Annotated in this window: 23 protein-coding genes; 12 read left to right on the plus strand and 11 right to left on the minus strand. The window is 70.0% G+C overall.

Going from position 1 to position 25,402, the window contains the following annotated elements:
* Positions 1-16: 16 nt before the first annotated feature.
* The 4 genes from FOZ76_RS14900 to FOZ76_RS14915 form a co-directional block, all read right to left on the minus strand.
* Positions 17-787, minus strand: a complete 771-nt coding sequence (locus FOZ76_RS14900; protein WP_143949067.1) for an ABC transporter ATP-binding protein — start codon at positions 785-787, stop codon at positions 17-19.
* On the minus strand, positions 784-1,770 hold the full coding sequence (locus FOZ76_RS14905; protein WP_143949068.1) for a branched-chain amino acid ABC transporter permease: 987 nt from the start codon (positions 1,768-1,770) through the stop codon (positions 784-786). The genes FOZ76_RS14900 and FOZ76_RS14905 overlap by 4 nt, the downstream gene beginning before the upstream one ends.
* 8 nt (positions 1,771-1,778) lie before the next feature.
* Positions 1,779-2,699 carry a branched-chain amino acid ABC transporter permease gene (locus FOZ76_RS14910; protein ID WP_143949069.1) on the minus strand — a complete coding sequence of 307 codons (921 nt, stop codon included), beginning with the start codon at positions 2,697-2,699 and terminating at the stop codon, positions 1,779-1,781.
* Between the two features lie 202 nt (positions 2,700-2,901).
* Positions 2,902-4,071 carry an ABC transporter substrate-binding protein gene (locus FOZ76_RS14915; protein ID WP_143949070.1) on the minus strand — a complete coding sequence of 390 codons (1,170 nt, stop codon included), beginning with the start codon at positions 4,069-4,071 and terminating at the stop codon, positions 2,902-2,904.
* 207 nt (positions 4,072-4,278) lie between these two features.
* On the opposite strand from FOZ76_RS14915, the gene FOZ76_RS14920 reads away from it, so the two are divergent.
* The 8 genes from FOZ76_RS14920 (at position 4,279) to FOZ76_RS14955 (ending at position 13,053) form a co-directional block, all read left to right on the plus strand.
* Positions 4,279-4,749, plus strand: coding sequence for a helix-turn-helix domain-containing protein (locus FOZ76_RS14920; protein WP_143949071.1), 471 nt, complete (start codon positions 4,279-4,281; stop codon positions 4,747-4,749).
* A gap of 283 nt (positions 4,750-5,032) precedes the next feature.
* Complete coding sequence (locus FOZ76_RS14925; protein ID WP_143949072.1) at positions 5,033-6,391, plus strand: aromatic ring-hydroxylating dioxygenase subunit alpha; 1,359 nt, start codon at positions 5,033-5,035, stop codon at positions 6,389-6,391.
* Positions 6,392-6,623: 232 nt separating this feature from the next.
* Entirely contained in the window at positions 6,624-7,247 is a 624-nt protein-coding gene (locus FOZ76_RS14930) for a hypothetical protein (RefSeq protein ID WP_143949073.1), read from the plus strand.
* 12 nt (positions 7,248-7,259) lie between these two features.
* Positions 7,260-8,129, plus strand: a complete 870-nt coding sequence (locus tag FOZ76_RS14935) for a branched-chain amino acid ABC transporter permease (RefSeq protein ID WP_143949074.1) — start codon at positions 7,260-7,262, stop codon at positions 8,127-8,129.
* Positions 8,126-9,112, plus strand: a complete 987-nt coding sequence (locus FOZ76_RS14940; RefSeq protein WP_143949075.1) for a branched-chain amino acid ABC transporter permease — start codon at positions 8,126-8,128, stop codon at positions 9,110-9,112. Before FOZ76_RS14935 ends, FOZ76_RS14940 begins: the two co-directional genes overlap by 4 nt.
* Positions 9,109-10,698, plus strand: a complete 1,590-nt coding sequence (locus FOZ76_RS14945; protein WP_143949076.1) for an ATP-binding cassette domain-containing protein — start codon at positions 9,109-9,111, stop codon at positions 10,696-10,698. Before FOZ76_RS14940 ends, FOZ76_RS14945 begins: the two co-directional genes overlap by 4 nt.
* On the plus strand, positions 10,695-11,903 hold the full coding sequence (locus FOZ76_RS14950) for a YlbE family protein (protein ID WP_143949077.1): 1,209 nt from the start codon (positions 10,695-10,697) through the stop codon (positions 11,901-11,903). Before FOZ76_RS14945 ends, FOZ76_RS14950 begins: the two co-directional genes overlap by 4 nt.
* Positions 11,904-11,913: 10 nt before the next feature.
* Entirely contained in the window at positions 11,914-13,053 is a 1,140-nt protein-coding gene (locus FOZ76_RS14955; RefSeq protein ID WP_143949078.1) for an ABC transporter substrate-binding protein, read from the plus strand.
* Between the two features lie 26 nt (positions 13,054-13,079).
* On the opposite strand, the gene FOZ76_RS14960 is transcribed toward FOZ76_RS14955, so the two are convergent.
* On the minus strand, positions 13,080-14,048 hold the full coding sequence (locus tag FOZ76_RS14960; protein WP_246129525.1) for a LysR family transcriptional regulator: 969 nt from the start codon (positions 14,046-14,048) through the stop codon (positions 13,080-13,082).
* Between the two features lie 26 nt (positions 14,049-14,074).
* On the opposite strand from FOZ76_RS14960, the gene FOZ76_RS14965 reads away from it, so the two are divergent.
* Positions 14,075-14,878: a zinc-binding dehydrogenase gene (locus FOZ76_RS14965; protein WP_170235470.1), complete on the plus strand. Its 804-nt coding sequence runs from the start codon at positions 14,075-14,077 to the stop codon at positions 14,876-14,878.
* A gap of 44 nt (positions 14,879-14,922) precedes the next feature.
* Positions 14,923-16,233, plus strand: coding sequence for an amidase (locus tag FOZ76_RS14970; protein WP_143949080.1), 1,311 nt, complete (start codon positions 14,923-14,925; stop codon positions 16,231-16,233).
* Between the two features lie 13 nt (positions 16,234-16,246).
* Here FOZ76_RS14970 and FOZ76_RS14975 read toward each other — a convergent pair whose 3' ends face one another.
* Complete coding sequence (locus FOZ76_RS14975) at positions 16,247-17,206, minus strand: Bug family tripartite tricarboxylate transporter substrate binding protein (RefSeq protein WP_143949081.1); 960 nt, start codon at positions 17,204-17,206, stop codon at positions 16,247-16,249.
* Positions 17,207-17,237: 31 nt separating this feature from the next.
* The gene (locus tag FOZ76_RS14980) at positions 17,238-18,575 is read right to left on the minus strand and encodes an arylsulfatase (RefSeq protein WP_143949082.1); all 1,338 of its coding nucleotides are present in this window, start codon (positions 18,573-18,575) and stop codon (positions 17,238-17,240) included.
* A 90-nt stretch (positions 18,576-18,665) separates the two neighbouring features.
* Between FOZ76_RS14980 and FOZ76_RS14985 the strand changes: the two genes are divergently transcribed.
* Positions 18,666-19,574, plus strand: coding sequence for a LysR family transcriptional regulator (locus tag FOZ76_RS14985; RefSeq protein ID WP_143949083.1), 909 nt, complete (start codon positions 18,666-18,668; stop codon positions 19,572-19,574).
* Between the two features lie 61 nt (positions 19,575-19,635).
* Here the strand turns inward: FOZ76_RS14985 and FOZ76_RS14990 are convergent, their stop codons facing one another.
* From FOZ76_RS14990 to FOZ76_RS15000, 3 genes are all read right to left on the minus strand, one after another.
* Positions 19,636-20,454: a prephenate dehydratase gene (locus tag FOZ76_RS14990; protein WP_246129577.1), complete on the minus strand. Its 819-nt coding sequence runs from the start codon at positions 20,452-20,454 to the stop codon at positions 19,636-19,638.
* A gap of 137 nt (positions 20,455-20,591) precedes the next feature.
* Positions 20,592-22,670, minus strand: a complete 2,079-nt coding sequence (gene ppk1, locus FOZ76_RS14995; protein ID WP_143949085.1) for a polyphosphate kinase 1 — start codon at positions 22,668-22,670, stop codon at positions 20,592-20,594.
* A 173-nt stretch (positions 22,671-22,843) separates the two neighbouring features.
* Positions 22,844-23,188, minus strand: a complete 345-nt coding sequence (locus FOZ76_RS15000) for a protein tyrosine phosphatase family protein (RefSeq protein ID WP_143949086.1) — start codon at positions 23,186-23,188, stop codon at positions 22,844-22,846.
* A 110-nt stretch (positions 23,189-23,298) separates the two neighbouring features.
* Between FOZ76_RS15000 and FOZ76_RS15005 the strand changes: the two genes are divergently transcribed.
* The gene (locus FOZ76_RS15005) at positions 23,299-23,976 is read left to right on the plus strand and encodes a TetR/AcrR family transcriptional regulator (protein WP_170235471.1); all 678 of its coding nucleotides are present in this window, start codon (positions 23,299-23,301) and stop codon (positions 23,974-23,976) included.
* Between the two features lie 94 nt (positions 23,977-24,070).
* Here FOZ76_RS15005 and FOZ76_RS15010 read toward each other — a convergent pair whose 3' ends face one another.
* Positions 24,071-25,333: a polysaccharide deacetylase family protein gene (locus FOZ76_RS15010; RefSeq protein ID WP_143949088.1), complete on the minus strand. Its 1,263-nt coding sequence runs from the start codon at positions 25,331-25,333 to the stop codon at positions 24,071-24,073.
* Positions 25,334-25,402: the final 69 nt, after the last annotated feature.

Genomic DNA, 25,402 nt, shown 5'->3' on the forward strand with positions numbered 1-25,402 from the left:
CCCTGCCGGTGTGCGGTCATGCCGTGTCCTCCGTGCCCAGATACACCGCCTGCACCTTGGGATGCCCCTTCACGTGCTCGGCGTCTCCGGACGTCAATACGGTGCCGTAGACCAGCACCGAGATGCGGTCGGCCAGTTGGAATACCGCGTCCATGTCGTGCTCGATGAGCAGGATCGCGGTCTCTTCGCGCAGTTGGCGCACGAGTTCGACCATGCGCGCCGAGTCTTCCGGGCCCATGCCGGCCATGGGCTCGTCCAGCAGCAGCAGCTTGGGCCGCGCCGCCAGCGCGAGCGCGACGTCGAGCTTGCGCTGGGCGCCGTGCGGCAAGGTGCCGGCGACGCGATCGAGCGCGTCCTCCAGCCCGACTTTGCGCGCGAGCGCCTGGGCGCGCTCGGCCAGCTCGCTCTCGCGCGCGCGGTCGGCGAAGAAGCGAAAGCTCGATCCGGCATGCGCCTGCACCGCGAGCAGCAGGTTGTCGCGCACGGTGTCGCCGGCGAAGATGCTGGTGACCTGGAAGCAGCGCGCAAGCCCGGCGCGCACGCGCGCGTGCGGCGTGGCGCGGGTGATGTCGGCGCCGTCCAGGACGATGCTGCCGGCGTCCAGCGGCAGCAGCCCCGAAACCAGGTTGACCAGGGTGGACTTGCCCGCGCCGTTGGGGCCGATGAGGGCGTGGACCTCGCCGGGCGCCACGTCGATGCTGACGTCGTTGGCGGCGATGAGGCCGCCGAACCGCTTGACCAGGCCGCGCGCCTGGAACAGCGGCGTGCCGTGCGCGCCTGCGCTCATGCGTTGCTCCTGCGACGGTCGAACCAGGCCGCAATGCCGCGCGGCGCGAAGAACACGATGGCGAGCAGCAGCACGCCCATCGGCCAATGCCAGTAGTCGGTATACATGCGCAGCACCTCGACCAGCGTGAGCCACAGGCCCACACCGATGACCGGCCCCCAGCGATAGCCCAGGCCGCCGACCACCACCATCACGAGCAGGGCGGCCGACTCCGTCCAGTGCATGATCGAAGGGCTGACGAAGGCGTTGTTCACGGCGAGCAGCGCGCCCGCCAGCCCGGCCAGCGCGGCGGACGTGACGAAGGCCGCCAGCTTGAGGCGGTACACCGGGTAGCCCAGCGCGGACATGCGCGTCTCGTTGTCGCGGATGCCTTTCAGGGCATGGCCGAAGCGCGAAGCCGACAGGCGGCTCAGCAGCCAGAATACGGCCGCCGCGAGCAGCAGCACGGCCCAGTACAGGGCATGGCTGCCGGTGGCGGCGAACCAGCCCAGGGACACCGGCGCGTAGATGCCGTAGCCGTCGTCCCCGCCGTAGGTGCGCCAGGACACCGCCACGTAGTAGAGCATCTGCGCGAACGCCAGCGTGATCATGATGAAGTACACGCCGCGCGTGCGCAGGCTGATCGCGCCGATGGCCAGGGCGACCAGCGCGGCGACGAGAGCCGCGGCCAGCCACATCAGCCAGGCCGCGTCGTGGCCGGCGTCGGCCATCGCCACCACGGTGTAGGCGCCGACGCCGACGAAGCCGGCATGCCCCAGGGCCACCATGCCGCCATAGCCGAGGATGAAATTCAGGCTCGCCGCGGCAATCATGAAGATGAGCAGGCGGCGCACGAAGGCGATGTAGTACTCCAGGCCCAGGCTGGGCGCCACGAACGGAAACGCCGCCAGCAGGGCAAGCACGATCCAGGGCAGCAGCGCGGCCGCGGCCGGCCGGCGCGCGGAGCGGGCGGCGGCGGGCGCGTCGGAAGCAGGCAGGCTCATCGCGCGCCTCACGAACGCGCAGGGAACAGCCCCTGCGGCTTGATGGCAAGCACGGTGGCCATCACCACGTACATGGCGATGCCCGCGATGGCGGGGCCCAGATCGGCGGCGAGCGAGGGCGGCAGCACGGCACGCAGCGCGGGCGGCAGGAAGGCGCGACCCGCAGTATCGATCAGGCCCACCAGCAGGGCGGCGACGAAGGCGCCCCGGACCGAGCCGATGCCGCCGATCACGATCACGACCAGTGCCGGAATCAGGATGGCCTCGCCCATGCCGATCTGCACCGCACTGATCGGCCCCATCAAGGCGCCGGCCAGCGCGGCCAGGGCCGCGCCCAGCACGAAGACGAAGGAGAACACGCGGTCCACCCGCACCCCCATGAACTCGGCCATGCGGCGGTTCGAGGCGCCCGCGCGCACGACCATGCCGAGCCGCGTGCGGTTGACCAGCAGGTAGAGCCCGATCGCCACCAGCAGGCCGACGGCGATCATCATCAGCCGGTACGAGGAATAAGGCAGCCCCGGGATGATCTCGAGCGGACCGCTCAGCGCGGCCGGCGTGGGCGCGGTGACCGGAGACGGCCCCCAGATCGCATGCACGAGATCGTCGGCGATCAGGATCAGGCCGAAGGTCGCCAACACCTGGGCCAGGTGGTCGCGCCGGTACAGCCTGCGCACGATCAGGATCTCGACGACGGCCGCGACCAGCATGGTGACGGCAACCGCAACGAGGATGGCCGCCAGGAAACTGCCGCTCGCCTGGTGCGCCTTGGCGGCGACGTAAGCGCCCGCCATGTATAGGGAACCGTGGGCCAGGTTCATGGTGTCCATGATGCCGAACACCAGGGTCAGCCCGGCGGCGAGCATGAACAGCATGAAGCCGTAGCCCACGCCGTTGAGCAGTTGCTCGATGATGAAGATCGCGTCCATAGGGGCGTATCCGAAGGAAGGAGGACGGGAGCGCGTGGACGCCATCCCGCGGGCGGCACCGGGACGAGCCCCGGCGCCGCGAGCGCGCCGCCCGCCGCGGCGAACCCGAAGCGAGTGTACCGAAGGGGCGGCGCCCTGCCCGGGCCCCCGCCTGCCGCCGGGAACGCCGCCCGGCGCGGCGCGCGCCGCGCCGAGGAGCGCATCAGGACATCTGGCACTCGGCCACGTAGGCGTCCTGGTGGTTCTCGAGCACGGTGCTCTTTCTGATGTTGGTCATGCGGCCGCTGCCGTCCTTCTCCACCACGCGCAGGTAGTAGTTCTGGATCGGGTAGTGGTTGGCGCCGTACTGGAACGGGCCGCGCACCGAGTCGTACTCGGCCTTGGCGAGCGCGGCGATCACCGCCTCGCGGTCGGACACGTCGCCGCCCACCTGCTCGACTGCGGCGTTCATCGCCATGAGCACGTCGTAGGCCATCGCCGCGTACACCGACGGATAGCGCCCGTCGTACTTCTTGCGGAAGGCATCGACGAATTTCTCGTTGGCCGGGTTCTCGAGGTCGTGCGTCCAGTGCGCGGTGTTGCGCAGCCCCAGCATCGAATCGCCCACGGCATGGATGACATCCTCGTCGGCGGAGAAGCCCGGGGCGACCAGGGGCACGTCCTTCAGGCCGGCGGCCACGTACTGCTTGATGAAGTTGATGCCCATGGCGCCGGGCAGGAAGATGAAGACCGCATCCGGCTTGGCCGCGCGGATCTGCGCGATCTCGGCGGCGTAGTCGATCTGGCCGACCTTGGTGTAGATCTCGTCGGCCACCTTGCCGGTGTAGGTACGCTTGAAGCCGCCCAGGTGGTCGCGGCCGGCCGGGTAGTTCGGCGCCAGGATGACCATGTTGCCGTAGCCCGCCTGGTTGGCCACCACGCCGGCGGCCTCGTCATAGGTGTCGTTCTGGTAGTGCCCGAAGAAGAACGCGTTGCACTGCTTGCCGGCGTACTGGCTGGGGCCGGGGTTGTTCGACAGGTAGGGCACCTTGGCCGCGAACAGGGCCGGGCCGGCGGCCAGCGCGGCGTTCGAGCCGATCGGGCCCGTGAAGAAGTCCACCTTGTCGCGCTGGATGTAGCGCGACACCAGTTGGTTGACCTGCTCCGGGTTGCCCGCGAAGTCGGTCTGCAGGAACTCCGCGTCCACGCCGCCGAGTTTGCTGCCGAGCTGTTCGATGGCAAGGTTGAAACCATCCCTGGCCTCGGCGCCCAGCGCGGCGAACGGGCCGGAGATGTCCAGGGCGATGCCGACCTTGATCGGGTCGGCGGCGTAGGACGCCGCGCCGCAAAGCGCCAGCGAGGCGCAGAGAACCGCGTGCTTCAGCTTGAACATGGTAACTCCTGGTGACGGATCGGAAATAGTATCCGGGGAACGCGGACGTTGGGAACGCTTGTGGCCGGATTGAGGATACGCGCACCGGCGCGGCCAGCGGCGGGACCCTTTTCGTCCGGAGCGGCCCGGCGGAAAAAATGGCATGGAATTTGCATTTTTGACTTTGCACTTTTCTGACACCACCGTCTTACCGCACGATTCATCCCGATGCCATCGTCAGCCACCCCACCCGACATGATCCACCAGGTCCGCGGCAACGAACACGCAGGCGTCCTGGTCTCCATGCTGCTCGCTGCCCCATCGGGCCGCGCCGAACAGGCGCCGCCCGCGGCAAGCATCGCACCGCGCGCGGTACGCCGCGCCGAAGCCTACATCGAAGCCCACGCTGGCGATGCCATCCGCCTGGACGACATCGCCAGCGCCGCCGGCGTGCCGGTACGCACCCTGCTCGACGGCTTCAAGCGCTTTCGCTCCTGCAGTCCGATGCAGATGCTGCGCGAGCGCCGCCTCGAACACGTGCGCCAGCGCCTGCTCGAAGGCGGCCCGGAGGCCCGCGTGGCCTGCGTCGCCCTGGACTGCGGCTTCGCGCATCTGGGCCGCTTCGCCGGCCACTACCTGCAGCGCTACGGCGAGTCGCCTTCCGAGACGCTGCGCCGCGTCCAGCGCCTGGCCGCCTGACCCGACCGTCCGACGCCCGCGCCGACGGCGCCCCACCGCAAGGTCGGGCGCCGTCGGCGTTTTCGCCCTTTTCCAGCGAGCACCGCGCCGGCCTCGCCGCCGTCGCGCAACGCGCCACGATGGCGCGTCGGACCGCCCGCCTGCATCGTTTTGGCGAGCCCAGGCTTCGTCGCTGTGCTGATTCTGAAAAGCTGATCTCGATACTGGTTCATATGATTTGTCGCGGCCCTGTCGGGCTCCTAGAGTGCGCAGAACGATCAACGTCACTGCCCACGAGAACGACATGGAACGCAAAGTCTTCCTGCGCAAACCCTATGCGGCCTACGAACGCGGCCGCACGCCTGCCGAGGACGCCGAGCTTACGCACGTGGAACAAGGCGCGCCCATGGGCGAGTACCTGCGGCGCTACTGGCAGCCGGTCGCGCTATCGGCCGAACTGGGCGAGCTGCCCTTGCCCGTGCGCATGTTCGGCGAGGATCTGGTGCTGTTCCGCACCCGCAGCGGCAAGCCGGGCCTGCTCGAGAAGCACTGCGCGCATCGCGGCGCCTCGCTCGAATTCGGCATCTGCGAGGACGAGGGCCTGCGCTGCTGCTATCACGGCTGGCTGTTCGGCGTGGACGGCACGATCCTGGAGACGCCGGGCGAGCCCGCCGACTCGCGCCTGCGCCACAACATCTGCCAGGGCGCCTACCCGCTGCACGAATACCAAGGCATCGTGTTCGGCTACTTCGGGCCGGCCGACAGGAAGCCCGAGTTCCCCGTCTACGACAGCTTCGAGCGCGAGGGCGACCGCCTCGTGCCCTATTGCATCACCTATCCCTGCAACTGGCTGCAGGTGCACGAGAACGTGATGGACCCCGCGCATGCGGTGTTCCTGCATACGCGCATCAGCTTCACGCAGTTCTCGGAGGCCTGGGGCGAGCTGCCGGACATGGCGTTCGTGCCCACCCCCACCGGGATGATCTACGTGACCTCCCGGCGCTGGCAGGACAAGGTCTGGGTGCGCTCGAACGACATCCTGCTGCCCAACCTCGCCCAGGTCGGCCACATCTGGGAAGAAGGCGCCCACGAGAAGGCCTTCGGACGCGTGGCCATCACCCGCTGGACCACGCCGATCGACAACACCACCTGTCGCATCATCGGCTGGCGCCATTTCCACCCGGACGCCGATCCGCGCGGCATCGCCGACGAAACCCAGTGCGGCGTCGAATCCGTCGATTTCTTCGGCCAGAACGGCGCGCGCGACTACGCCGAGCGCCAGCGCATCCCGGGCGACTACGACGCCATGGTGTCGCAGCGCCGGATCGCCGTGCACGCCATGGAAAGCCTGACCCGCTGCGACCGCGGCGTCGCGATGCTGCGCCAGTCGCTGCGCCGCGAGGCGCGCCGCGTTGCCCAGGGCGAGGATCCGGTGCCGCTCGGCGTACATGGCCCCGGCCCGATCCCGACCTACTGCCACGACACGGTGGTGAGCATCCCCGTCGTGGAAGGGACCGACGATGCGGCCGTGGTCCGCGACGTCGGCGCGGCCATCACGCGCATCGTGCTCGAGGGCGACTACCACGCCCTGCCCGAGCGCGAGGCCATCGTGCGCGAGCGCATCGCCGCGTTCGCCGAAAGCCGCCGCCTCACCCCAGCCTGATTTTCCCTTCAACCCCAGCCCGCCCCCCCGAAGAAGACTGAAGCCGTCTCGGCCGCGAACGCAGTGAGCGCGGGAGGCCGTTTCACTTCAGTCCTTCATGGCGCTGCGCGCCACCCCGACCGATGACTGCCGCGATGCGATCCAGGGCACCGCGGAGCCGGCTCCGCCAGTGCCGCCCCCCCGGGGGGCGCGCGTCAGCGCGTAGGGGGGGCACCCTTCCTTGGAGCTTTCGATGACGAATCCCACACATCCCGGCGTGGTCGCCTGGAGCGGACACAACCCCGGCATCTACCTGAAGAACGACCCGGACGGCGAATGGACCGGCCTGGCGACCTTCTTCCGGATCGACTACTCGCCCTTCGGCATGGGACGCGGCGTATTGCTGCTCGATCGCCCCGCGGTGGCCGCCGGCCTGCCCGAGGTCTGCAACGTCATGATCTCCGACAACGAAGCGCTCGCGCGCTATCTGATGGACGGCTTCTTCTCGAAGTTCGCCGCGTTCAAGGTGAGCCCGGGCACCGCCGCGGTGACCCACCTGGCGCTCACCCGTTGCCGCTCGGCCGGCGACAGCCGCAGCCGCTACCAGGAGATCATCACCTCGAGCGAGCTCGAAGTGGTGATGACCTGGGAAGGCCTGGGCACACCGTACGCAGTCGACATGCCGGCCGAGAAGGGGCCGACCGGGCGGCACGAGATGTACAGCCTGTTCCTAGACGCCGAGCAGGCCAGCGTCACCGTCAACGGCCGCGCGCTCGAGGGCAAGGTGGCCTACCGCGGCTTTGACGGCGGGCGCAAGCGTTCGGCCTTCCTCGCGTTCTCCGAGACGTGGGTGGAAATGCCCGCCAGCGGCGGTTAAGGGAGATCCACCATGACCGAGCTTCTCCAGTACCTCGTCTCCGGCATCGTCGTGGGCTGCATCTACGGCCTGGTCGCCATCGGCTTCACGGCCGTCTACAACGTCACCAGCATCGTGAACTTCGCCCAGGGCGAGGCGTCGATGCTCGCCGCCCTGGGCGCCGCCGGCCTGATCGCGCTCGGCCTGCCGCTGCTGGCGGCGCTGGTGCTCGCCGTGCTCGGCGTGGGGCTGCTCGGTATCGTGATCGAGCGCGTCGCCATCCGGCCGATCGGCCAGGACGTGATGCGCGGGATCATCATCACCATCGGCGTGGGCATCGTCCTGCAAGGGCTCGCGGTGCTGATCTGGGGCACGGACGCGCAGCCCCTGCCCGCCTTCTCCGGCCACGAACCGATACGCCTGGGCGACGTGGCGATCCCGCGCCAGGCGGTCTGGGTGGTGGGAACCACAGCGGTGCTGATGAGCCTGCTCTACGTGTTCCTCACCCGTACGTATCTCGGCAAGGCGTTCCGCGCCTGTGCCATGAACAGCAGCGCGGCCAGCCTCATGGGCGTGCCCACGCTGTCCATGCGCCGCGTCGGCTTCTTCCTGTCCGGACTGGTCGGCGCGATCGCCGGCGTGATCGTCGCGCCGATCGCCCTGATGCAGTACGACAGCGGGCTGAGCCTGGGCATCAAGGGCTTCGTGGCCTGCATCATCGGCGGATTCGGCAACCCGATCGGCGCCGCCCTCGGCGGCCTGCTGCTGGGCGTGCTCGAAGCGCTGTCCTCCGGCTACCTCAGCTCGGGCTTCAAGAACGCCATCGCCTTCGTGCTGCTGCTCGTCTTCCTGCTGGCCCGGCCCGGCGGTCTGCTGGGTGAACTCGACGCGGTGAAAAAATGAAGCCACTTCTGCTGCTCGTACCGGCGCTGATCCTGGCGGCGCTGGTCAACGACCCGTACGTCACCAACCTGCTGGTGGTCTGTGCGATCTTCGCGCTGCCGGCGATCGGCCTGTCGCTGCTGATGGGCTACACCGGCCAGATCTCGCTCGGGCACGCGGCCTTCGTCGCCATCGGCGCCTATGTCTCGACCCTGTTCGAACAGCACAGCGGGCTGAGCCCTTGGCTGGGCATGCTGCTCGCCACCGCGGCAAGCGCGCTGGCCGCCTGGAGCGTCGGCTGGCTCGTGTTTCGCCTGCGCGGCCACCACCTGGCCATGGCCACGCTGGCGCTGGGCATGATCGTGCACACGGTCCTGGTCGAATGGCAGCCCGTCACGGGCGGCCAGGACGGCCTGGGCAACATCGCCGTGCTCGGCGCCTTCGGTATCGAGCTATTCGACGACCTGCGCTTCTACCCGCTCGCCTGGCTGGCGTGCATCGCCGGCCTGGTCCTCGCGCACAACCTCGTACGCTCGCCCACCGGCCTGGCCATGCGCACGGTCGGCGAGAGCGATGCCGTCGCCGCCTCGCTGGGCATCGACGCCGCCCGCGTCAAGCGCCGCGTGATGGCGCTGTCCGGCGCCTATGCCGGCCTGGGCGGTGCTTTGTACGCACATTGGATGGGGTACATCAGCCCCGATCCGTTCCACGTCGGCTTCTCGATCAAGCTGCTGCTCATCGTGGCCCTGGGCGGCTTCACCGGCGTGTGGAACGTGCTCGCCGGCACCTTCTTCGTGGTCATCGTCAGCGAATGGCTCAAGCCGCTCGGCCGCTTCGACGTGGTGATCTATGGCGCCCTGCTGGTGCTCGCCATGATCCATTGCCGCGACGGGCTGTTCGCTTCGCTGGCCCGCATCGCGGGCAAGGCCCTTCCCGCCCGGCGACACGCAGTGCACAAGACCTCGGAACGCGCGATGGACATCGCCAAGGAGACCTCCGCATGAGCACCCTCGCAAGCCCGCTGCTCGACGTGCGCGGCGTGACAGTACGCTTCGGCGGCCTGACCGCCCTGGACGCCGTCTCGTTCGAGGTGCGGCAAGGTGAAATCCTGGCCCTGATCGGCCCCAACGGCGCCGGCAAGTCCACCATGATCGGCGTCGTCAGCGGCGCGCGCGCACCGGATACCGGCAGCGTGCGCTTCGCGGGCGAGGACGTGAGCGTCCGGAATGCGGCGCAGCGCAGCCGGCTGGGCATCGCCCGCACTTTCCAATCCGCCGAAGTGCTGCGCAGCCTGAGCGTGCTGGAGAACGTGATGGCCGCGGCCTATGCGCGCCACGGCAGCGGCTTCGTGGCCGGCCTGCTCGGCGCGCGCTCGGCCCACGGCAGCGCGGCCCGCATGCGCGAGCTGGCACTCGCGCAGCTCGAACTGGTCGGCCTCACGGCGCTGGCCGCCCAGCCGGCCGGCCTGCTCACCGCGGGCCAGCAGCGCCTGCTGGCCGTGGCGCGAGGGCTCGCCACCGAGGCCAGGTTGCTCATCCTCGACGAACCGGCCGCCGGCCTGAACGCCACCGAGAAACACACCCTCTCGCGGCTGATCCAGCAGATCCGCGGGCGCGGCACCACCATCATGTTCGTCGAGCACGACCTAGCCTTCGTCGGCCGGCTGGCCGACCGCATGGTCGTGCTCGATCACGGCCGCCTGCTCGCGCAGGGCGAGCCGGACGAGGTACGCGCCGATCCGGCCGTGGTCGCGGCCTACCTGGGCAACACGGAAGTCTCGGTGAACCGCGAGCCCGCGCCGGCGGCCGCGCCGGCGCGCCTGCTCAGCGTCGACGCCGCGAGCGTGCGCTACGGCGGCCTGACCGCGCTCGAACGCCTCGACCTGTGGGTCGGCGAGCGCGAGATCGTCTCCCTGGTCGGCGCGAACGGCGCGGGCAAGACCTCGTTGCTGAACGCGGTCGCCGGCCTGGCCCCGCTCGCCGAAGGCAGCATCCGCCTGGCGGGCCGCGATCTCGCGGGCATCCCGGCGCAGGATCGCAGCGGCCTGGGCATCGCCCTCGCGCCCGAGGGCCGCGGCCTGTTCCCCACGCTCACGGTTCGCGACAACCTCATGCTGGGCCGCTACGCCCTGGTGCGGCGCGCCGGCGTGCGCCACCTGCTGCGCCCGGTCGGCGACTCCGCCCGGCAGATGCGAGAGGTCCTGGACGAAGTGCTCGGCTTCTTTCCCCGCCTGGCCGAGCGCATCGACCAGCAGGCCGGCACGCTGTCCGGCGGCGAGGGCCAGATGCTCGCCATCGGGCGCGCGCTGATGAGCCGACCCCGTCTGCTGCTGCTCGATGAACCCTCGTTCGGGCTGGCGCCACAGGTCACCCGCGAGATCCTGGAGTTCCTGCCCACCCTCACCCGGCTCGGGCTCTCCATCCTGCTGGTCGAACAGAACGCGCGTGCGGCCTTGCAGGTCTCGCACCGCGGCTACGTGCTGGCCAACGGCCGGCTGACCGACACCGGCCCCGCGGCCGAGCTGCTCTCGCGCGGCGACATCGGCGCGGCCTATCTCGGCATGCGCGAAGAAGCGGAGGTGCCGGCATGAACCCCATCGACACTGCCGCCCGCCCGGCGACCCTGGCCGCGTGGCGGCGGCTCGCGCAGGTGCGGCCCCGCCTGGCGGCCCTGCGCCCGCTGGGCGACTGCGTCCGCCTGCCCGCGCGCACCCTGCTGCACGCCGGCCCACCGCTGGCCCGCCCGCCCTGCGCTCCAATGCTGAACTCAGCGGTCCAGGCCGTGCTTTTCGAAGGCTGGGCCGACACGCCCGAGGCTGCGCACGCCCTGATCGCCGACGGCAGCGTGCGCCTGGCCGCGGCGCAGGACCACGACTGCGTAGTGCCGCTGGCCAGCGTGCTCTCGCCCGGCCAGCAGGTGCAGGTCGTGCAGGATGCGTCGGGCATGGGACGCACCGCCTACGCGCCGCTCAACGGCGGCAGTGGGCCGGCCCTGCGACTGGGGCTGCCCGGCCCGCAGGTGCTCGCGCATCTACGCTGGCTGAACGGGCCGTTCGCGCACGCCGTGCGCGGGGTCGTACCGGCCACCCGCCCGCTGCTGTCGATCGCCGACCTGGCCTTGCACCAGGGCGACGACTGCCACGGACGCACGGCGGCCGGCAGCCGTGCGCTGCTCGAGGACTGGCGCGCCGCGGGGCTGGCCGCGGACGGCGAGGCAGCGCGCTTCCTGGCGGACTCCCCCAGCTTCTTTCTCAATCTCTGGATGGCCGCGGCCAAGTGCATGCTGAGCGCCGCCGAAGGCGTGGCCGGCTCGACGCTGGTCACGGCCATGGCCGGCAATGGCAGCCAGACCGGCATCCAGCTCGCGGGCCTGCCCGGCCGCTGGTTCACGGCGGCGGCCGCCGCGCCCGTGGGCCGCATCGAGCCCGGCCGCGACGTCGGCGACGCCCTGCCGGCGATCGGCGACAGCGCCCTTGTCGAGACCCTGGGCTTCGGGGCCCTGGCCATGCAGTACGCCCCGGCGCAGCGCGAGGCGCTGGGCGCCTACATGCCAGACACGCCCGAGCGATTGTGCGCCCGGCTGCTGCTCGCGCCGCACCCCGCCTGCACCGTCAGTCACGTCCGCGTCGGCCTGGACGCCGAAGCCGTTCTGCGCCACGCCCAGCCACCCGTCGTCGCGCTCGGCATTCTCGATCGCAAGGGCATGCACGGACGCATCGGCGGCGGCATCTGGCAGGCCCCCATCGCCCCTTTCCAAGCAGCGCTCGCCGCGCTCGCACCACAACCCGCCCCTTAAGGTGATATCCATGACAATCTGGAAACCCACGCTGTTCGCTCTGCTGCTCGGCCTCTGTGCCACTGCCAGCCAGGCGCAGATCCGCATCGGCGGCCTGCTCGAAACCTCCGGGCCCATTGCGTCCCTGGGCCAGCCTACGCTGGAAGGGGCTCAACTGGCGGTCGACCAGGTCAATGCGGCCGGCGGCATCGATGGCCAGCAGGTCACGCTGGTCAACCTCAATACCGAGAGCGACAATACCAAGGCCGTCTCGGCCACGCGGCGCCTGCTCAGCCAGGAGAAGGTGAGCGCCATCATCGGCCCGTCCAGCTCGGGCTCCAACTTCGCGGTCGTCGACGCCATCGAGCGGGCCCGCGTGCCCTTGATGGCCAATGGCGCATCGCGCGGCATCGTGCTGCCGGCCGAGAAGCGGCGCTACGCTTTCCTCGCGCCGCTCACCGACATGGTGGTGCTCAGCGTGATGCTGGACGACATGAAGGCACAAGGCGTCAGCTCGCTCGCGCTGCTGCACTCGGACGTGGCGTTCGGCACCAGCGGACGCGATACGCTGCAGCAGCTCGTCAAGGAGCGCGGCATGACGCTCGCCGCGGTCGAAGTGTTCGGCAGCGCCGACACCGACATGACGCCGCAGTTGACCAAGATCCGCGGCAGCGGCGCGCAGGCGACGGTGATCTGGGCCACCGGGCCCGGCCTGGCCATCGCCACGCGCAACCATCGGGCGCTCGGCATCGACAGCCCGCTGTACCTGACGCATGCGGCCAACGACTTCAACTACCTGCGCCTGGCAGGCGATGCCGCCAACGGAATCCGCCTGCCGTCCTCGAAGATCTACGTCACCGACAGCCTGCCGGCAGACGACCCGCAGAAGCCGGTGCTCGAACGCTTCGTCAAGGAATACCAGCAGAAGTACGGCAGGATGCCGGCCACCTTCGCAGGCAATGGCTACGACAGCGCCATGCTGCTGATGCAGGCGATCAAGGCGGCGGGCAGCACCGATGCGCCGGCCGTGCGCGACGCCCTGGAAGGCACGCGCGACTACGTGGGCGTGACCGCGGTCTACAGCTACGCGCCGGAGGATCACTTCGGCACCCAGCCCAGCAGCGTGCGCATGCTCACGGTGAAGGACGGTGCCTTCGCGCTCGCCCAGTGAAAGCGGGTCACCTCCGCCCGAAGGCGTCAGCGCGCCTCGAGCACCAGCTCGTCGACCAGGACGGCGAGCTGCTCGATGACGGCGTTGGCCACGCGCGGCAGGTGATAGCGATGCGAATAGGCCACCACGATGTTCGGCTGGCGCACCAGCGAGTCGAAGGCCCGGGAAACGACGCGCCCGACACCGGGCACCTCGTAGGGCGGACAGAAGTTCAGCAGCGAAATGCCGTGGCCGCTCGCCACCATGGCGAGCAGCATGCCCATCGAATAGACATGTTGGGAAACGCGCGGCGTGGCGCCGTGGGCGCTGTAGGCGGACAGCATGTAGTCGCGCGTTCGCGGCAGGTCGAGCAGCACCAGCGGCTCGGTGAGCAGGTCCACGGGCGCCAGGCTCCGGCGTTCGGCGAGGGGGTGGCGCTCGGCGAGCACCACCTGCAGCGGCGCCGGCCTCAACGGGACCGCGATGATGCCGGAGGGCACTTCGAAGTCGTACATGACGGCAAGATCGATCGCGCCCGAATGCAAGGCCTCGAGCAGGTGCTCGTGGTGGCCTTCGCGCCACTCGACGCGGGCGCGCGGGAACTGCGCCTGGATGGTCTTGAGCAAGGGCGGTACCACGTACGGCCCGAAGGTGAACAGGCAACCGAGACGCACCCTGCCGTGCACTTCGGCGCGCTCGAACAGGCGTCCGGCGCCGAGCCCCCACGCCTCCTGCAGCAGGCTGCGGCACTCGATGGCGAAGGCACTGCCCAGTTCGGTGAGGATGAGGCCGCGGGCATGGCGGCGCAGGAACAGCGGCTCGCCCAGCGTGGTCTCGAGGTGGGCTATCGCCGCCGAGATCGCCGGCGCCGAGACATGCAACGCGGCCGCCGCTTTCTGCACCGACTGATGATGCGCGGCCGCGACGAAGTAGGACAGTTGGCGCAATGAGAAATCCGGCGCGCGCAGGCTGGCGTCGCGATCCGGATCATCTTGCGGCTTGGACGGTTCCGTCATCGCGGCATGCCAATGAGAGAGCATCGATGCATAGGACGAGATTACAGGGAATCACCGGTCAAGCCCAGGCGGATGCGGGGCGCCCGCACGAGGCCGCCGACGCACACGTGCTGGCGGCGCTGCCGGTCAAGGCCGATACCTGCCGGGCCTGGGACATGGCCCCCGACGCCTGGGCGCTGACAGTGCGCATGCCCGGCGACTCAGGCGGCCGGGGCTCCCTGCTGTGGCCGCATGCCGCCAGGCAAGCGCCGCGGCGCATCGTGCTGGCCCCGGAAACGGTCCTGCCCGTGCCCGCGCACCTGGACGACGCCAGCGCCGCGCGCCTGGCGCTCGACTGGACCCGCGTCTGGAACGCGCTGGCGCGCCGCGCGGCCCTGCGCGCGGACGAGGCCGTCCTGATCCACGACGCGCACACGCTGCCCGGACGGCTCGCGATCCATCTGGCGATCCAGCTCGGCGCTTCGCCGATGGCGATGGCGCGCACCGCCGACGACTTTCCGGCCCTGTTCGCCGCGGGTGCCGTCGAGGTGATGCGCTATACCGACCCTTGGCCGCAGTTGCTGCGCGAGCATGGCGGCGTGGATGTCGTGCTCGATCCCGGCGACGGCGCACGGCTCGATCCCAGCTTGACCTGCGCCAGCGCGCACGCGCGACTCGTCCTGCTGGGGCAGACCGTCGCGCCCGACCTGCACCTGGATCTCCCGCGCCTGCTGGCCAAGGGCGTCAGCATCATTGCGGCCTCCTGGTCGCCGCAGCGCGAAGCGCATCTGCTCGCGCAAGCTGCAGTACAGTTCAAGACGTACTTGCAGGCCGGCCGCATGCCTGCCTGACGCCCGCCTTCCCACGCTCCCCAGCCGCTCATTGCGCCGACACCATGACCTCCTGCATCCCCACCGCCGACGCCCCCGAACCGCTCTGTGCGGTCGCCATCCATCAGGCCGTCTCGCGCGGCGAGACGCGCGCCGTAGCGGTGCTCGAACAGGCGCTCGCGCGCATCGCCACCGTCGACGGCGCAGTCCACGCCTGGACCGAAGTCGACCGCGACGCCGCTCTGGCCGCCGCGTGCGCGATCGATGCGGGCGAACGGCGCAGCGGTCTGCTCGCCGGCGTGCCGCTGGCGGTCAAGGACATTTTCCGGGCGGCCGGCACGCGCACCACCTTCGGTTCGCCGATCTTTCGCGATGCGCCGCCGGATGCGGAGGACGCCGACTGCGTCGCCGCCGCGCGCGCGGCGCAGGCGGTGGTGCTGGGCAAGACGGTGAGCACCGAGTTCGCCTACTTCACGCCGGGGCCGACGGCCAACCCCTGGGACACCGGCCATACCCCCGGCGGTTCGTCGAGCGGTTCGGCCGCGGCAGTCGCCAGCGGCATGGTGCCGCTGGCCATCGGCTCGCAGACCGCGGGCTCGCTCATCCGGCCGGCTTCGTACTGCGGCGTGTTCGGCCTGAAGGCCACCTATGGCCGCTACAGCCTGCGCGGCACGCGCGACTTTTCGCGCTCGCTGGACACGCTCGGCTGGATGGCGCGCAGCGCCGATGACCTGGAACTGATGCGCTGCGCGCTGGCCGGCGAAGCCTACGCGCCGCTGCCCGTGCCGCAGGCCGGCGGCCTGCGCCTGGGCTATTGGGACACCTTCGAAGCCGAGGCGCTGGACGCCGGCGGCCGAGCCGCTTTCGAGACCGCCGTCGCGCGCTGCGGCGCGGCGGGCATACACCTGGAGGCCGTCGCGCTGCCCGGGACGCTGCGCGGCCTGGCCGAGGCGCAGAAAACCGTCATGGCCTACGAGGCCTGCCGCGCCCTCGCACCGGAGTATGAAAACCATCGCGACCTGATGGGGCCGGCCCTGGTGCAGTTGGTGGAGACGGGGCTCGGCATCGGCGACGCGGCCTATGCGGCCGCGCAGGCGCTCGCCGAGCAGGGCCGGGCGGCGGCGGCCGACCTGCTGCGCCACGTGGACGCCCTGCTCGTGCCGGCGGCGCCCGGCGAGGCGCCTGCCGGCCTGGCCGCCACCGGCGATCCGGTCTTCAGCCGGGTCTGGACGCTGCTGGGCCAGCCGTGCGTGAGCGTGCCCGGTCTGTTCGGCCCGAACGGCCTGCCGATCGGCACCCAACTCGTCGGCCGCTGGCAGCAAGACCGCGCCCTGCTCGCTGCGGCGGCCCGCCTGCGTCAAGCACTGGCTGCCTGACGGCCGCGGCCGGCTATTGCAGCTCCAGGCCGACCTCGGTGGCGACCCGGTCCCAGCGCTCGGTATCGCTGCGCACGAACTCGACGAGATCCTGCGCGCTGCCCTGACCCGCGCGCATGCCGGCGAATTCCAGGGCCTGCTGGAACGCCGGTGCGCGATACACCTCGGCCAGCAAAGCATTCAACTGCGCCGCGGTGTCGGCCTTGACGTTCGGGCTCGCCGCCACCGCGAACCATTGGCTCGCATCGTAGTCCGGCAGGCCGGCTTCGCGCAGCGTGGGCGTCTCGGGCAGGCTGTCGAGCCGGTAGGCCGTGGTCACCGCATAGGCCGTCAGCGCGCCGGATCGGATGTGCGGCATCACGGGTGTCGGGCCCAGGATCGCCAGCGGGATCTGCGCGCCGACGACATCGGTCACGGCCTGGCCACCGCCTTTGTACGGGACATGCAGCATCCGCGTGCCCGCCTGCAGATTGATCAGTTCGCCCGCCAGATGCTGCGAGGTGCCCGTGCCGGAACTCGCATAGCTCCAGCTTTCGGGAGCGTTCCTGGCCGCCTCGAGCACGGCCCGCATGTCCGCCGGGCCGCCGCGCGGGCCCACGACCACCATGGGCCCTTCGGCCATCAGGCCGACCGGCGCCAGGCCAGCGCCGATGGTCGGCTGCGGGCTGGGATAGAGCAGCGGCCCCGGCACCGTGATCAGCACCGGCTCGCCGGCGCTACCCCGTGCGGCCTGCTGCAGGGCGATGGCGCCCGAGGCGCCCGGACGGTTCTCGACGAGCACCGTGTAGCCGGTACGCTGGGCCAGCCCTTCGGCAGCCAGCCGCGTCAGCACGTCGGCGGTTCCGCCGGGTGCGAAGCCGACGATCCAGGTGATCGTGCGGGCGGGCCAGGTGAAAGTGGCGCTCTGGGATTGGGCAGCGGGCAAGAGCCCGGTGGCGAGCGCCGCAGCGCAGACGAATTGACGCAGGTTCATGGCGGTTCCTGGCTGGTGCGATGGGGCCGGCCTACGCAACCGGCGTCGGGTCCGGCGCCCCGGGCGGGGTGTTCGGATGGGCCGCGCAACTCGCGTTGAAGTCGTGCACCATGCGCATGATCGGACCGAGTACCCAGGTGTTGAAGATGAGCACGTCGGACTCTTCCTTGGGGTCCTGGAGCAGGTGAAAGAGATAGGGCGATTCGAGCTTGCCCTGCCCCTGGTTGACCTCCGGTTCCCAATAGAAGTGCAGCTTCCAGTCGCGCCATTTCACGGCGCGCAGGTCGTTCTTGATGTAGAACAGAAAGCCCTCGCGCGCGGATGGGCCTTCGCCGCGCAGGAAAGGCAACTGGTTCACGCCGTCGATCGGACGGTCCCGGGGCAGGCTCGCACCGGCCGCTTCGCAGAGCGTGGTGTACAGGTCCGTGACGTGCACCATCTCGTTGGAGACGCGGCCCGGTTCCACGCGCCCGGGCCAGCGCACGATGCACGGCACGCGCAGGCTGCCTTCCATGGCGGTGTGGTACGTGCCGGACCACGGCCCGGCCGTGCCGCGGTAAGGCCGGCGAAACTCCGGGCCGTTGTCACTGCAGAAGATGAATAGCGTATCGTCGCGCAGGCCCAGCCGATCGACTTCGTCGACGATCTGCCCCACGCGGTGATCCATCTCGACCATGGAATCCGCGAAGTCCCCGGCGCCGGTCCGGCCCGCGAACTCGGGGTGCGGCAGCGTGGGGAAATGCAGGTGCACCAGCGGCAGGTACAGGAAGAAGGGCTTGCCGGCCGCCAGGCTGCGCTGCATGAAATCCACCGAGCGATCGACCAACTCGGCATCGATGCCGCGGCGAGCCTCGAGATCGTAAAGGCGCACGTTGCTCGACTCGGCGCCCGCCTTGCCCTGCATGATGTAGGGCAGTTGCGCCGCCTCGGGATCGAACCCGATCGAGCTCGTAAACTGGCTTTCGTCCGTGGTACGGGGAATGCCGAACCATTCGTCGAACCCGCGATCCGACGGAAAGCGCCCGGGGATGTCGCCGAGATGCCATTTGCCGAAATGCGCGGTGGCGTAGCCGGCGCCGGACAGTTGTTCGGCCAGCGTGCGTTCGTCGCGCCGCAGGCCCTGCGGCAGTCCCGGCGGCACCGACTGCAGGCAGCCGGTGCGGATCGGATGGCGCCCCGACATCAGCGCCGAGCGCGTCGGCACGCAGTCGCTCTCGACATTGAAGTTGTGCAGCAGCAGCCCGTCCTTGGCGAGCGCGTCGATGCGCGGCGTGGGCGCACCGCGCAAGGCCCCGCCGCCATAGCAGCCGAGTTCGCCCCAGCCGAGGTTGTCGGCCATGATGAGCACAATGTGGGGTCGTTTGGACATACGCGCGAATCCGTGAGCAACGGCCCGATTCTAGGGTCGTATACTTCGCTTACGCATTCCCATTCCGTGTATAGGCCATAACCTGCAGGCATGAATCTTTCGCTACGCGATCTGGACTATTTCCTGACCGTCGTCGCCTGCGGCCAGATCAGCAAGGCGGCGGAGCAGTGCGGCGTCAGCCAGCCGGCCCTGTCGAAATCGCTGCGCCGGCTGGAAACCGAGACCGGGCTGACCCTGCTCGATCGTGGCCGCCACGGCGTGTTCCTGACCTCCGCCGGCCTGGTCTTCGTGGAGCACGCGCGCAAGCTGCGCGCGGAGTACGGCGACGCGGTGCGCAACACGCACGAGATGCGCATGGGCCAGGCCGGGTTGCTGCGGCTGGGCGCCACGCGGGCCACCATGGACGAGTTCGTCCTGCCGACTCTCGCGCGGCTGCTGCCGCGACGGCCAGCCATGCGGGTGCAGCTACGCTACGGCCTGTCGGACGACCTGCGCGTGCGCGTCGACGCGGGCGAGCTGGACCTCGCCGTGATGCCGGTCTACGGCGAGGCCGCCTCGGAGACGGATGCGTGCATCCACAGCGAAACGCTGTGCGTCGCGGCCTCGGAGCGGCATCCGCTGGCACTGCAGCGGCGCGTGAGCGCACGCGAGCTGCTCGATTTTCCCTGGATCATGCCGATGCAAGGCTCCGACGCCCGCCGCGCCCTGGAGCACAGCCTGGCCGCCAGCGGCGTGGCCGCGCCGCCGGCCTCGCTGGAAGTGGAGTCGTACTCGGAGGGCACGCTACGGCTGCTTGCCGAGTCGCAGATGATCGCCCTGGTGCCCGAAGCGGTCGTCGGAAAAGGCGGCCGACAGCGGCTGGCGCGCCTGCCGGTGCGCCTGGCCTCACCCTTGCGGCGCAGCATGCTGCTGGTCAGCCGCGCGGGCGCGACCTGGTCGCCGCTGATGCGGGCGTTTCGCGAGGCGATGCCGAGCAAGGTGCAACGGCGCCCGGACTGATCTCCCGCCGCGCCGCTTCCGCGGGCCGGGACGCATCATGGCGCGGCAGCTCGCCGCGGCCTCATCGACGCGGGTATGCCCCCAGCACCCGAATGTCGCTGCGTGCCTGCAGCAACTGCGCCAACTTGCCGTCCTTGGGATGGCCCGCCACCTCGATCAGGTATTGGTGCGTGTCCAGGCTTTTCTTGCTCGGACGCTCGTAAATCGTCAGGATCTGCACGCCAGCGCCGGTAAAGGCTGTCAGCGCCGCGTCGAGATGCTCGTCCGACGTGTCGACCAGAAGCGAGGTCTTGTCGTTGTCCGTCGGCTCGGGCAGGGTGCGGCCCAGCACCCACCAGCGGGTGACGTTGTGCGGCCCTTCCTCGATACCATCGACCAGCGAGACCAAGGAGTACACCGAGGCCCCGACCGCAGGACCGAAGGATGCCTTGTCAAGGGTGGCGCTGTTCGCGACGGTCTGCGCTGCCGCGCCGCCGCTGGCGGCCTCGGTGCGGCGCACGTCGGGCATCTCACGATCGACCCAGGGCTTGACCTCCTCGAAGGCGACGGGATGGGCCAGGACCTCGGTGATGTCCTCACGCCTCGTGCCGGGCCGGACGAGCAGACTGTAGCCCAGCATCTTGGGATATTCAGCCACCACCGTGACCTCCGGGAGCGCGAGCACGTCATCCAGATAGGGCGTGACGCCGACGACCGACGTGGTAACGGGCACACACGCCCGCTCGACCTTGCCTGCAGCGTAGGCGTCGAACAGCTCCTGCCGCGACAACGCTACGAGGTCCTTCTCCCCGAACAGATCGAGGCAGGCCTGGTGCGTCCAGGACCCTGCCGGTCCCAGATAGCCGATGGAACCGGCAAAGGCGCTGCTCATGCCGAGCATGCAGGCCAGAAGGCCGAGGGCGGGAATGGTGCGCAGGGGTTTCATGAGTGTGGTTTCGAAAAGAGAGGAAGGCTCAGTCTGCCACATGCCGGCGGCGCAACGCCCCCTCCGCAGCAGGCATGCCTGCCGCGGCCTTCTCAAACCCCGCCCAGCAGGTGCATCAGGTGGTCGTGCAGGTTGACCTTGGCGCGCCGGCTGCGCGCACGGTGGTAGTTGCCATCCGGGCCCTGGAGCCAGGAAAGCTCGGTGTCGCGCAGCGCCCAGGTGAAGGCTTCGTCGATCACCCGCTTGCGCAGCTTGGGATCGAGCACCGGCACGGCGATCTCGACGCGGCGAAAGAAGTTGCGGTCCATCCAGTCGGCCGACGAGAGATACACCTTCTCGTCCCCGCCGTTGTAGAAGTAGTACACGCGCGAGTGCTCGAGGAAGCGGCCGACGATGGAACGCACGGTGATCTTCTCGGACAGACCGGGCACGCCGGGCCGCAGGGTGCACACACCGCGCACGATGAGATCGATGCGCACGCCGGCCTGGCTGGCCTGGTAGAGCTCCTCGATGATGCGCGGCTCGAGCAGCGAATTCATCTTGGCCATGATGCGCGCGCGCTTGCCGGCGCGGGCCTGCTGGGCCTCGGCGCGGATCATGGCGACCATGGTGTCGTGCAGGCTGAAGGGCGATTGCAGCAGTGCCTTGAGCTGGCGGCGCTCGCCCAGGCCGGTGAGCTGGGAGAAGACGCGGTCCATGTCCTCGCAGATGTCGCGATTGGCGGTGAGCAGGCCGAAGTCGGTGTAGAGCCGCGCGGTGCGCGGGTGGTAGTTGCCGGTGCCGAGGTGGCCGTAGCGGCGGATCTGGCCGCCCTCTTCGCGGCGCAGCACCAGCACCATCTTGGCGTGGGTCTTGTGGCCGACCACGCCATACACCACGTGCGCGCCGACTTCCTCGAGCCGGGCCGCCCAGTGGATGTTGGTCTGCTCGTCGAAACGGGCCATCAGCTCCACGACCACGGTGACTTCCTTGCCCGAACGGGCGGCCGCCACCAGCAGGCGCATCAGTTCGGAATCCTCGCCGGTGCGATAGATCGTCTGCTTGATGCTGACCACGTTGGGGTCGCTGGCCGCGGCGGTGAGAAAGTCGATGACCGGCTGGAACGCCTGATACGGATGGTGCAGCAGCCGGTCGCGCTCGGCGATCGCGGCGAACATCGCGGCCGGCGTCTCGGCCGCCGCCACCAGGTCCGCCGGGATCGCCGGACGGTAGTCGGAGAACAGCAGATCGGGGCGGCGCGTCTCGTTGGCGATCTGCATGAGGCGCGACAGGTTGACCGGGCCGTCGACGCGATAGGTGTCGATCGCGCTCAAGCCGAACTCGCGCTGCAGGAAGCGTTCCAGCTCGGGCGGCGTGCTGGCCTCCAGCTCCAGGCGCACGGCGTCGCCGAAATGGCGCTGCGTCAGTTCGCCCTGCAGCGCGTGGCGCAGATTGGTGATTTCTTCTTCGTCGACGAAGAGATCACTGTTGCGGGTGACGCGCCATTGGTAGCAGCCGTTGACCTGCATGCCCGGAAAGAGCTCGGCCACGAAAGCGTGCATCAGCGAGGTCAGCATGGTGTAGCCGTACTCGCAGCCCGCCACCTCGGGCGGCATGCGCAACACGCGCGGCAGTGCGCGCGGCGCCTGCACGATGGCGATGCCCGCGTTGCGGCCGAACGCGTCGCGCCCGCTCAGCGACACGATGAAGTTCAGGCTCTTGTTGTAGACCCGCGGAAACGGGTGCGCCGGATCGAGCGCGATCGGCGTGAGCAGCGGCATGACGTCGTGGCGAAAGACCTCGCGCGCCCAGGCGCGCTGCTCGTCGTTCCAGTCGGGCACGCGCAGCAGCGCCACGCCCGCACCGCGCAGTTGCGGCAGGATCTGCCCGTCGAGCAGCGCGTACTGGCGCGCGACGATCTGCTTGGCCAGGGCCGAGACCGCCTGCAGGGCCTCCTCCGGCGTCTTGCCGTCGGCGCCCGCGCCGGCGCCCTGGCGCAACTGCTCCTTCAGCGAGGAGACGCGGATCTCGAAGAACTCGTCGAGGTTGCTGCCGACGATGCACAGAAAGCGCAGGCGTTCGAGCGGCGGTGTGGCCGGATTGTCCGCCTGGGCCAGGACCCGCTCGTTGAACTTGAGAAGGGCAAGCTCCCGATTCAGGAACAGCTCAGGATCGGGGGAACGGGATGACATCGAGAAGCTTCCAGGCAAACAGGGCGAGCGCGGACCCGTTGCCGGATCGCCCTGTGCCGACGCGCGCCGGCGCGCACCCGCACGGAGGCGATCCGGCACGGCTGAGCCGCAGTTTTTAACGGATCACGATGACGCAATGATGACAACCCCGGCGGCGCCTGCCAAGCCGGGATTTACAGCGTACCGGCCGCGCGGTAGAGATTGCCGCTGCGCGTGCCGGAACGGCAGAACGCCAGCACCGGGCCCGGCAGCGACTTGACCAGCTCGCCGAAGGTCACGACATCCTGCGCCTGGATCGCGGCGCCGTTGACCGGCTGGTAGCGGTATTCCAGGCCCGCGGCCCTGGCGGCCTGCTCGATGTCGGCGCTGAGCGGCTGCGCGGGGCCGCCCTCGCCGTCGGGCCGATTGTTGATGACGCTCTTGAATCCGGCCTCGGCCAGCCTGGCCATGTCCTCGGGCGCGAGCTGCGGCGCAACCGCGAAATGGTCGTTGAAACGGGTGATGGGCAGATCGGACATGAGAGGGCTCCTGGAAGGCATCGATAGGATCAGCGCGATAGTACTACCGGCATCGGCGACAACACGGCTGCACCCCGGCTACACTGGCCCGCATGACGCCAGCGACTCCCATGCCCGAGGCCGCAGCCGAGGCGCCCCCATCCGCGACCCGCGAGCCGGGCCGCGCCAGCGCAACCATCCAGACCTTGCTCGACACGGCCGAGCGCCTGTTCGCCGAAAAGGGCGTCGAGCACGTATCGCTGCGCCAGATCGTCCTGGCCAGCGGCCACCGCAACGTGGCCGCCATGCAGTATCACTTCGGCTCGCGCGCCGAGCTGGTCACGCAGGTGCTGCGTCGCCGCCGCGAGTTCATCGACGCCGCCCGCAACGCGGCGCTCGACGCCTGCCTGGCCGGGAACCCGGACCCCGACGTACCCGCCCTGGTGCAGGTCACGACGCGGGCGCTGGCCGATACCGTGCGCGACCAGCCCTGGGGACCGGACTATCTGAGCGTGCTCGCGCAGGCCACCCTGAGCCCGCAGTTGCGCGAGGACGCCGCTCCGCTCACGGCCGTCTCGGGGATGCAGCGCGTGCATGCGCTGCTGCGCGCGCGCCTGCAGCACGTGCAGGCGCAAACGCTCGAGCAGCGTCTGACCTGGCTGACCCACACCATCGTCTATGCCCTCGCGCAGTGGTGCAGGTCGCACGACGTCCACGACCGCCGGGCCTTCGACGCCTACGTCGCCAACCTGATCGATTTCTGCAGCGGCGCGATGGCGCAGTCCGGTACCGGCGCGCTCGGCGGGTGATGAATGTCGATACAAGCCGGCGGCGGCACGATCCTTTTCGACGCCTGAAAGTCCAGGCGCGTAAGTGACTCCCGCTTGAAGAATGAGCCCGTGGTCAAGGCATCAGTGCGAAACCGCGCAGGCAGGCGTCATGCACCTCGCTCTGCGCGACATGCCGTTCGGCGCCCGCTGCGGGCCCCTGCCCCGGCCTGGGCAGCCGCGTGGTGGGATCGAACACCACGCCGCGCACCTCGCCGCCCGCGACACGATGGAACACCTGGGTAGCGCGTGTGCAGGCGCGCGCCTGAGCCGCCCGGGTGCGCGCCAGCGGCCCCGGATCGAGCCCGTCGCAGGCGATGACGCCTGCCATGCAGTCGGCCGGCAGCCAGACGCGCACATCCACCCAGGCTTGTTCGCGCAACCGCGCGGCGATCGCCAGGAAGGCGTCGACATCGAATCCGCCACGGCTCGGCAGGCGCAGCCAGACCTCGGTGGCGCCAGCCTGTGTGGCGCGCAGCGCCCAGGTATCCACGCCCGCCTCGCCTTGCTGGGCAAACGTGCTCGCGAGCGTGGAGAACTCGACGCCGAACACCCGGCGCGGCGGGTTTGCCGCCTGCAGGGCATCGTCGCCGAAACGCCTGCGCTCGTGGTCGGACACCACGGGCAGCGGCCTGCCATGCACATCGGCATCCGGCAGCATCAGGCGCACCTCGTCGTCCGCCGATGCGCGTATGCGCAAGGCCACGCCCGCCGCCCCGAACCGGGGCTCGACCCAGACGCGCGGTACGGTGCCGGTGATCTCGCGGATGCCGCTGGCCATTGCCGCCACGCGGCGAACCGCCTCCTCTGTCGCCTGGCGCGCCGGGTCGAAGGGCAACAGGCCCGCGAGCTCCACGTCGCGACGCACGGCCCGCAAAGCCCGCCAGGCCGGGCTTTCCGCCTCCGGCATCGCGTCAGCACTGGTGGGCGCCAGCACGGCGCGCCAGCCGTACGACGCCAGCAAGGGCCGGATCTCGCGCGCGAACTGCGCCGGCTCCTGTACGAACACCAGCACCATCGGGCGCGCGGACACACCGGCCGGATCTTCCTGGCCTGCCGCCAGGCGCACCGGATCGACCGCATGATAGCCCTGGGCATGGAGACGGGCCAGACGCACACGCGCAGCCACCAGCGCGTCGTCCGACCAGTGCCCGTCGAGCGTCTGCGCGTCCGGCAGGAATGCCGCGCCGACCAGCGGCGCAGCCGGCGCGCCGGGTTGGGCGCTCGCGTCCGCGGCCCATCCGCGCAGCGCGATGCAGGGCACGGCGAGCAGCAGACAGGAGAACAGCAGGAACGCGCGCCGCTGGCCGGCCCGCCGGAAAAACGTGAAGAGGGACAATCGAGGCTCTGTCGAACGGCGCCGCGGGGCACACGCACAGGCGCCGCCCCGTTGCGCCCCAGCCCGCAC

The organism is Verticiella sediminum, assembly GCF_007558815.1.
Classification (GTDB): Bacteria; Pseudomonadota; Gammaproteobacteria; order Burkholderiales; family Burkholderiaceae_B; genus Verticiella; species Verticiella sediminum.

What these genes read in the sequence shown, in the direction of transcription:
- FOZ76_RS14900 (WP_143949067.1), bottom strand. Translation starts at nt 787, where the DNA reads ATGAGCGCAGGCGCGCACGGCACGCCGCTGTTCCAGGCGCGCGGCCTG.
- FOZ76_RS14905 (WP_143949068.1), bottom strand. Translation starts at nt 1,770, where the DNA reads ATGAGCCTGCCTGCTTCCGACGCGCCCGCCGCCGCCCGCTCCGCGCGC.
- FOZ76_RS14910 (WP_143949069.1), bottom strand. Translation starts at nt 2,699, where the DNA reads ATGGACGCGATCTTCATCATCGAGCAACTGCTCAACGGCGTGGGCTAC.
- FOZ76_RS14915 (WP_143949070.1), bottom strand. Translation starts at nt 4,071, where the DNA reads ATGTTCAAGCTGAAGCACGCGGTTCTCTGCGCCTCGCTGGCGCTTTGC.
- FOZ76_RS14920 (WP_143949071.1), top strand. Translation starts at nt 4,279, where the DNA reads ATGCCATCGTCAGCCACCCCACCCGACATGATCCACCAGGTCCGCGGC.
- FOZ76_RS14925 (WP_143949072.1), top strand. Translation starts at nt 5,033, where the DNA reads ATGGAACGCAAAGTCTTCCTGCGCAAACCCTATGCGGCCTACGAACGC.
- FOZ76_RS14930 (WP_143949073.1), top strand. Translation starts at nt 6,624, where the DNA reads ATGACGAATCCCACACATCCCGGCGTGGTCGCCTGGAGCGGACACAAC.
- FOZ76_RS14935 (WP_143949074.1), top strand. Translation starts at nt 7,260, where the DNA reads ATGACCGAGCTTCTCCAGTACCTCGTCTCCGGCATCGTCGTGGGCTGC.
- FOZ76_RS14940 (WP_143949075.1), top strand. Translation starts at nt 8,126, where the DNA reads ATGAAGCCACTTCTGCTGCTCGTACCGGCGCTGATCCTGGCGGCGCTG.
- FOZ76_RS14945 (WP_143949076.1), top strand. Translation starts at nt 9,109, where the DNA reads ATGAGCACCCTCGCAAGCCCGCTGCTCGACGTGCGCGGCGTGACAGTA.
- FOZ76_RS14950 (WP_143949077.1), top strand. Translation starts at nt 10,695, where the DNA reads ATGAACCCCATCGACACTGCCGCCCGCCCGGCGACCCTGGCCGCGTGG.
- FOZ76_RS14955 (WP_143949078.1), top strand. Translation starts at nt 11,914, where the DNA reads ATGACAATCTGGAAACCCACGCTGTTCGCTCTGCTGCTCGGCCTCTGT.
- FOZ76_RS14960 (WP_246129525.1), bottom strand. Translation starts at nt 14,048, where the DNA reads ATGACGGAACCGTCCAAGCCGCAAGATGATCCGGATCGCGACGCCAGC.
- FOZ76_RS14965 (WP_170235470.1), top strand. Translation starts at nt 14,075, where the DNA reads ATGCATAGGACGAGATTACAGGGAATCACCGGTCAAGCCCAGGCGGAT.
- FOZ76_RS14970 (WP_143949080.1), top strand. Translation starts at nt 14,923, where the DNA reads ATGACCTCCTGCATCCCCACCGCCGACGCCCCCGAACCGCTCTGTGCG.
- FOZ76_RS14975 (WP_143949081.1), bottom strand. Translation starts at nt 17,206, where the DNA reads ATGAACCTGCGTCAATTCGTCTGCGCTGCGGCGCTCGCCACCGGGCTC.
- FOZ76_RS14980 (WP_143949082.1), bottom strand. Translation starts at nt 18,575, where the DNA reads ATGTCCAAACGACCCCACATTGTGCTCATCATGGCCGACAACCTCGGC.
- FOZ76_RS14985 (WP_143949083.1), top strand. Translation starts at nt 18,666, where the DNA reads ATGAATCTTTCGCTACGCGATCTGGACTATTTCCTGACCGTCGTCGCC.
- FOZ76_RS14990 (WP_246129577.1), bottom strand. Translation starts at nt 20,454, where the DNA reads ATGCTCGGCATGAGCAGCGCCTTTGCCGGTTCCATCGGCTATCTGGGA.
- ppk1 (WP_143949085.1), bottom strand. Translation starts at nt 22,670, where the DNA reads ATGTCATCCCGTTCCCCCGATCCTGAGCTGTTCCTGAATCGGGAGCTT.
- FOZ76_RS15000 (WP_143949086.1), bottom strand. Translation starts at nt 23,188, where the DNA reads ATGTCCGATCTGCCCATCACCCGTTTCAACGACCATTTCGCGGTTGCG.
- FOZ76_RS15005 (WP_170235471.1), top strand. Translation starts at nt 23,299, where the DNA reads ATGCCCGAGGCCGCAGCCGAGGCGCCCCCATCCGCGACCCGCGAGCCG.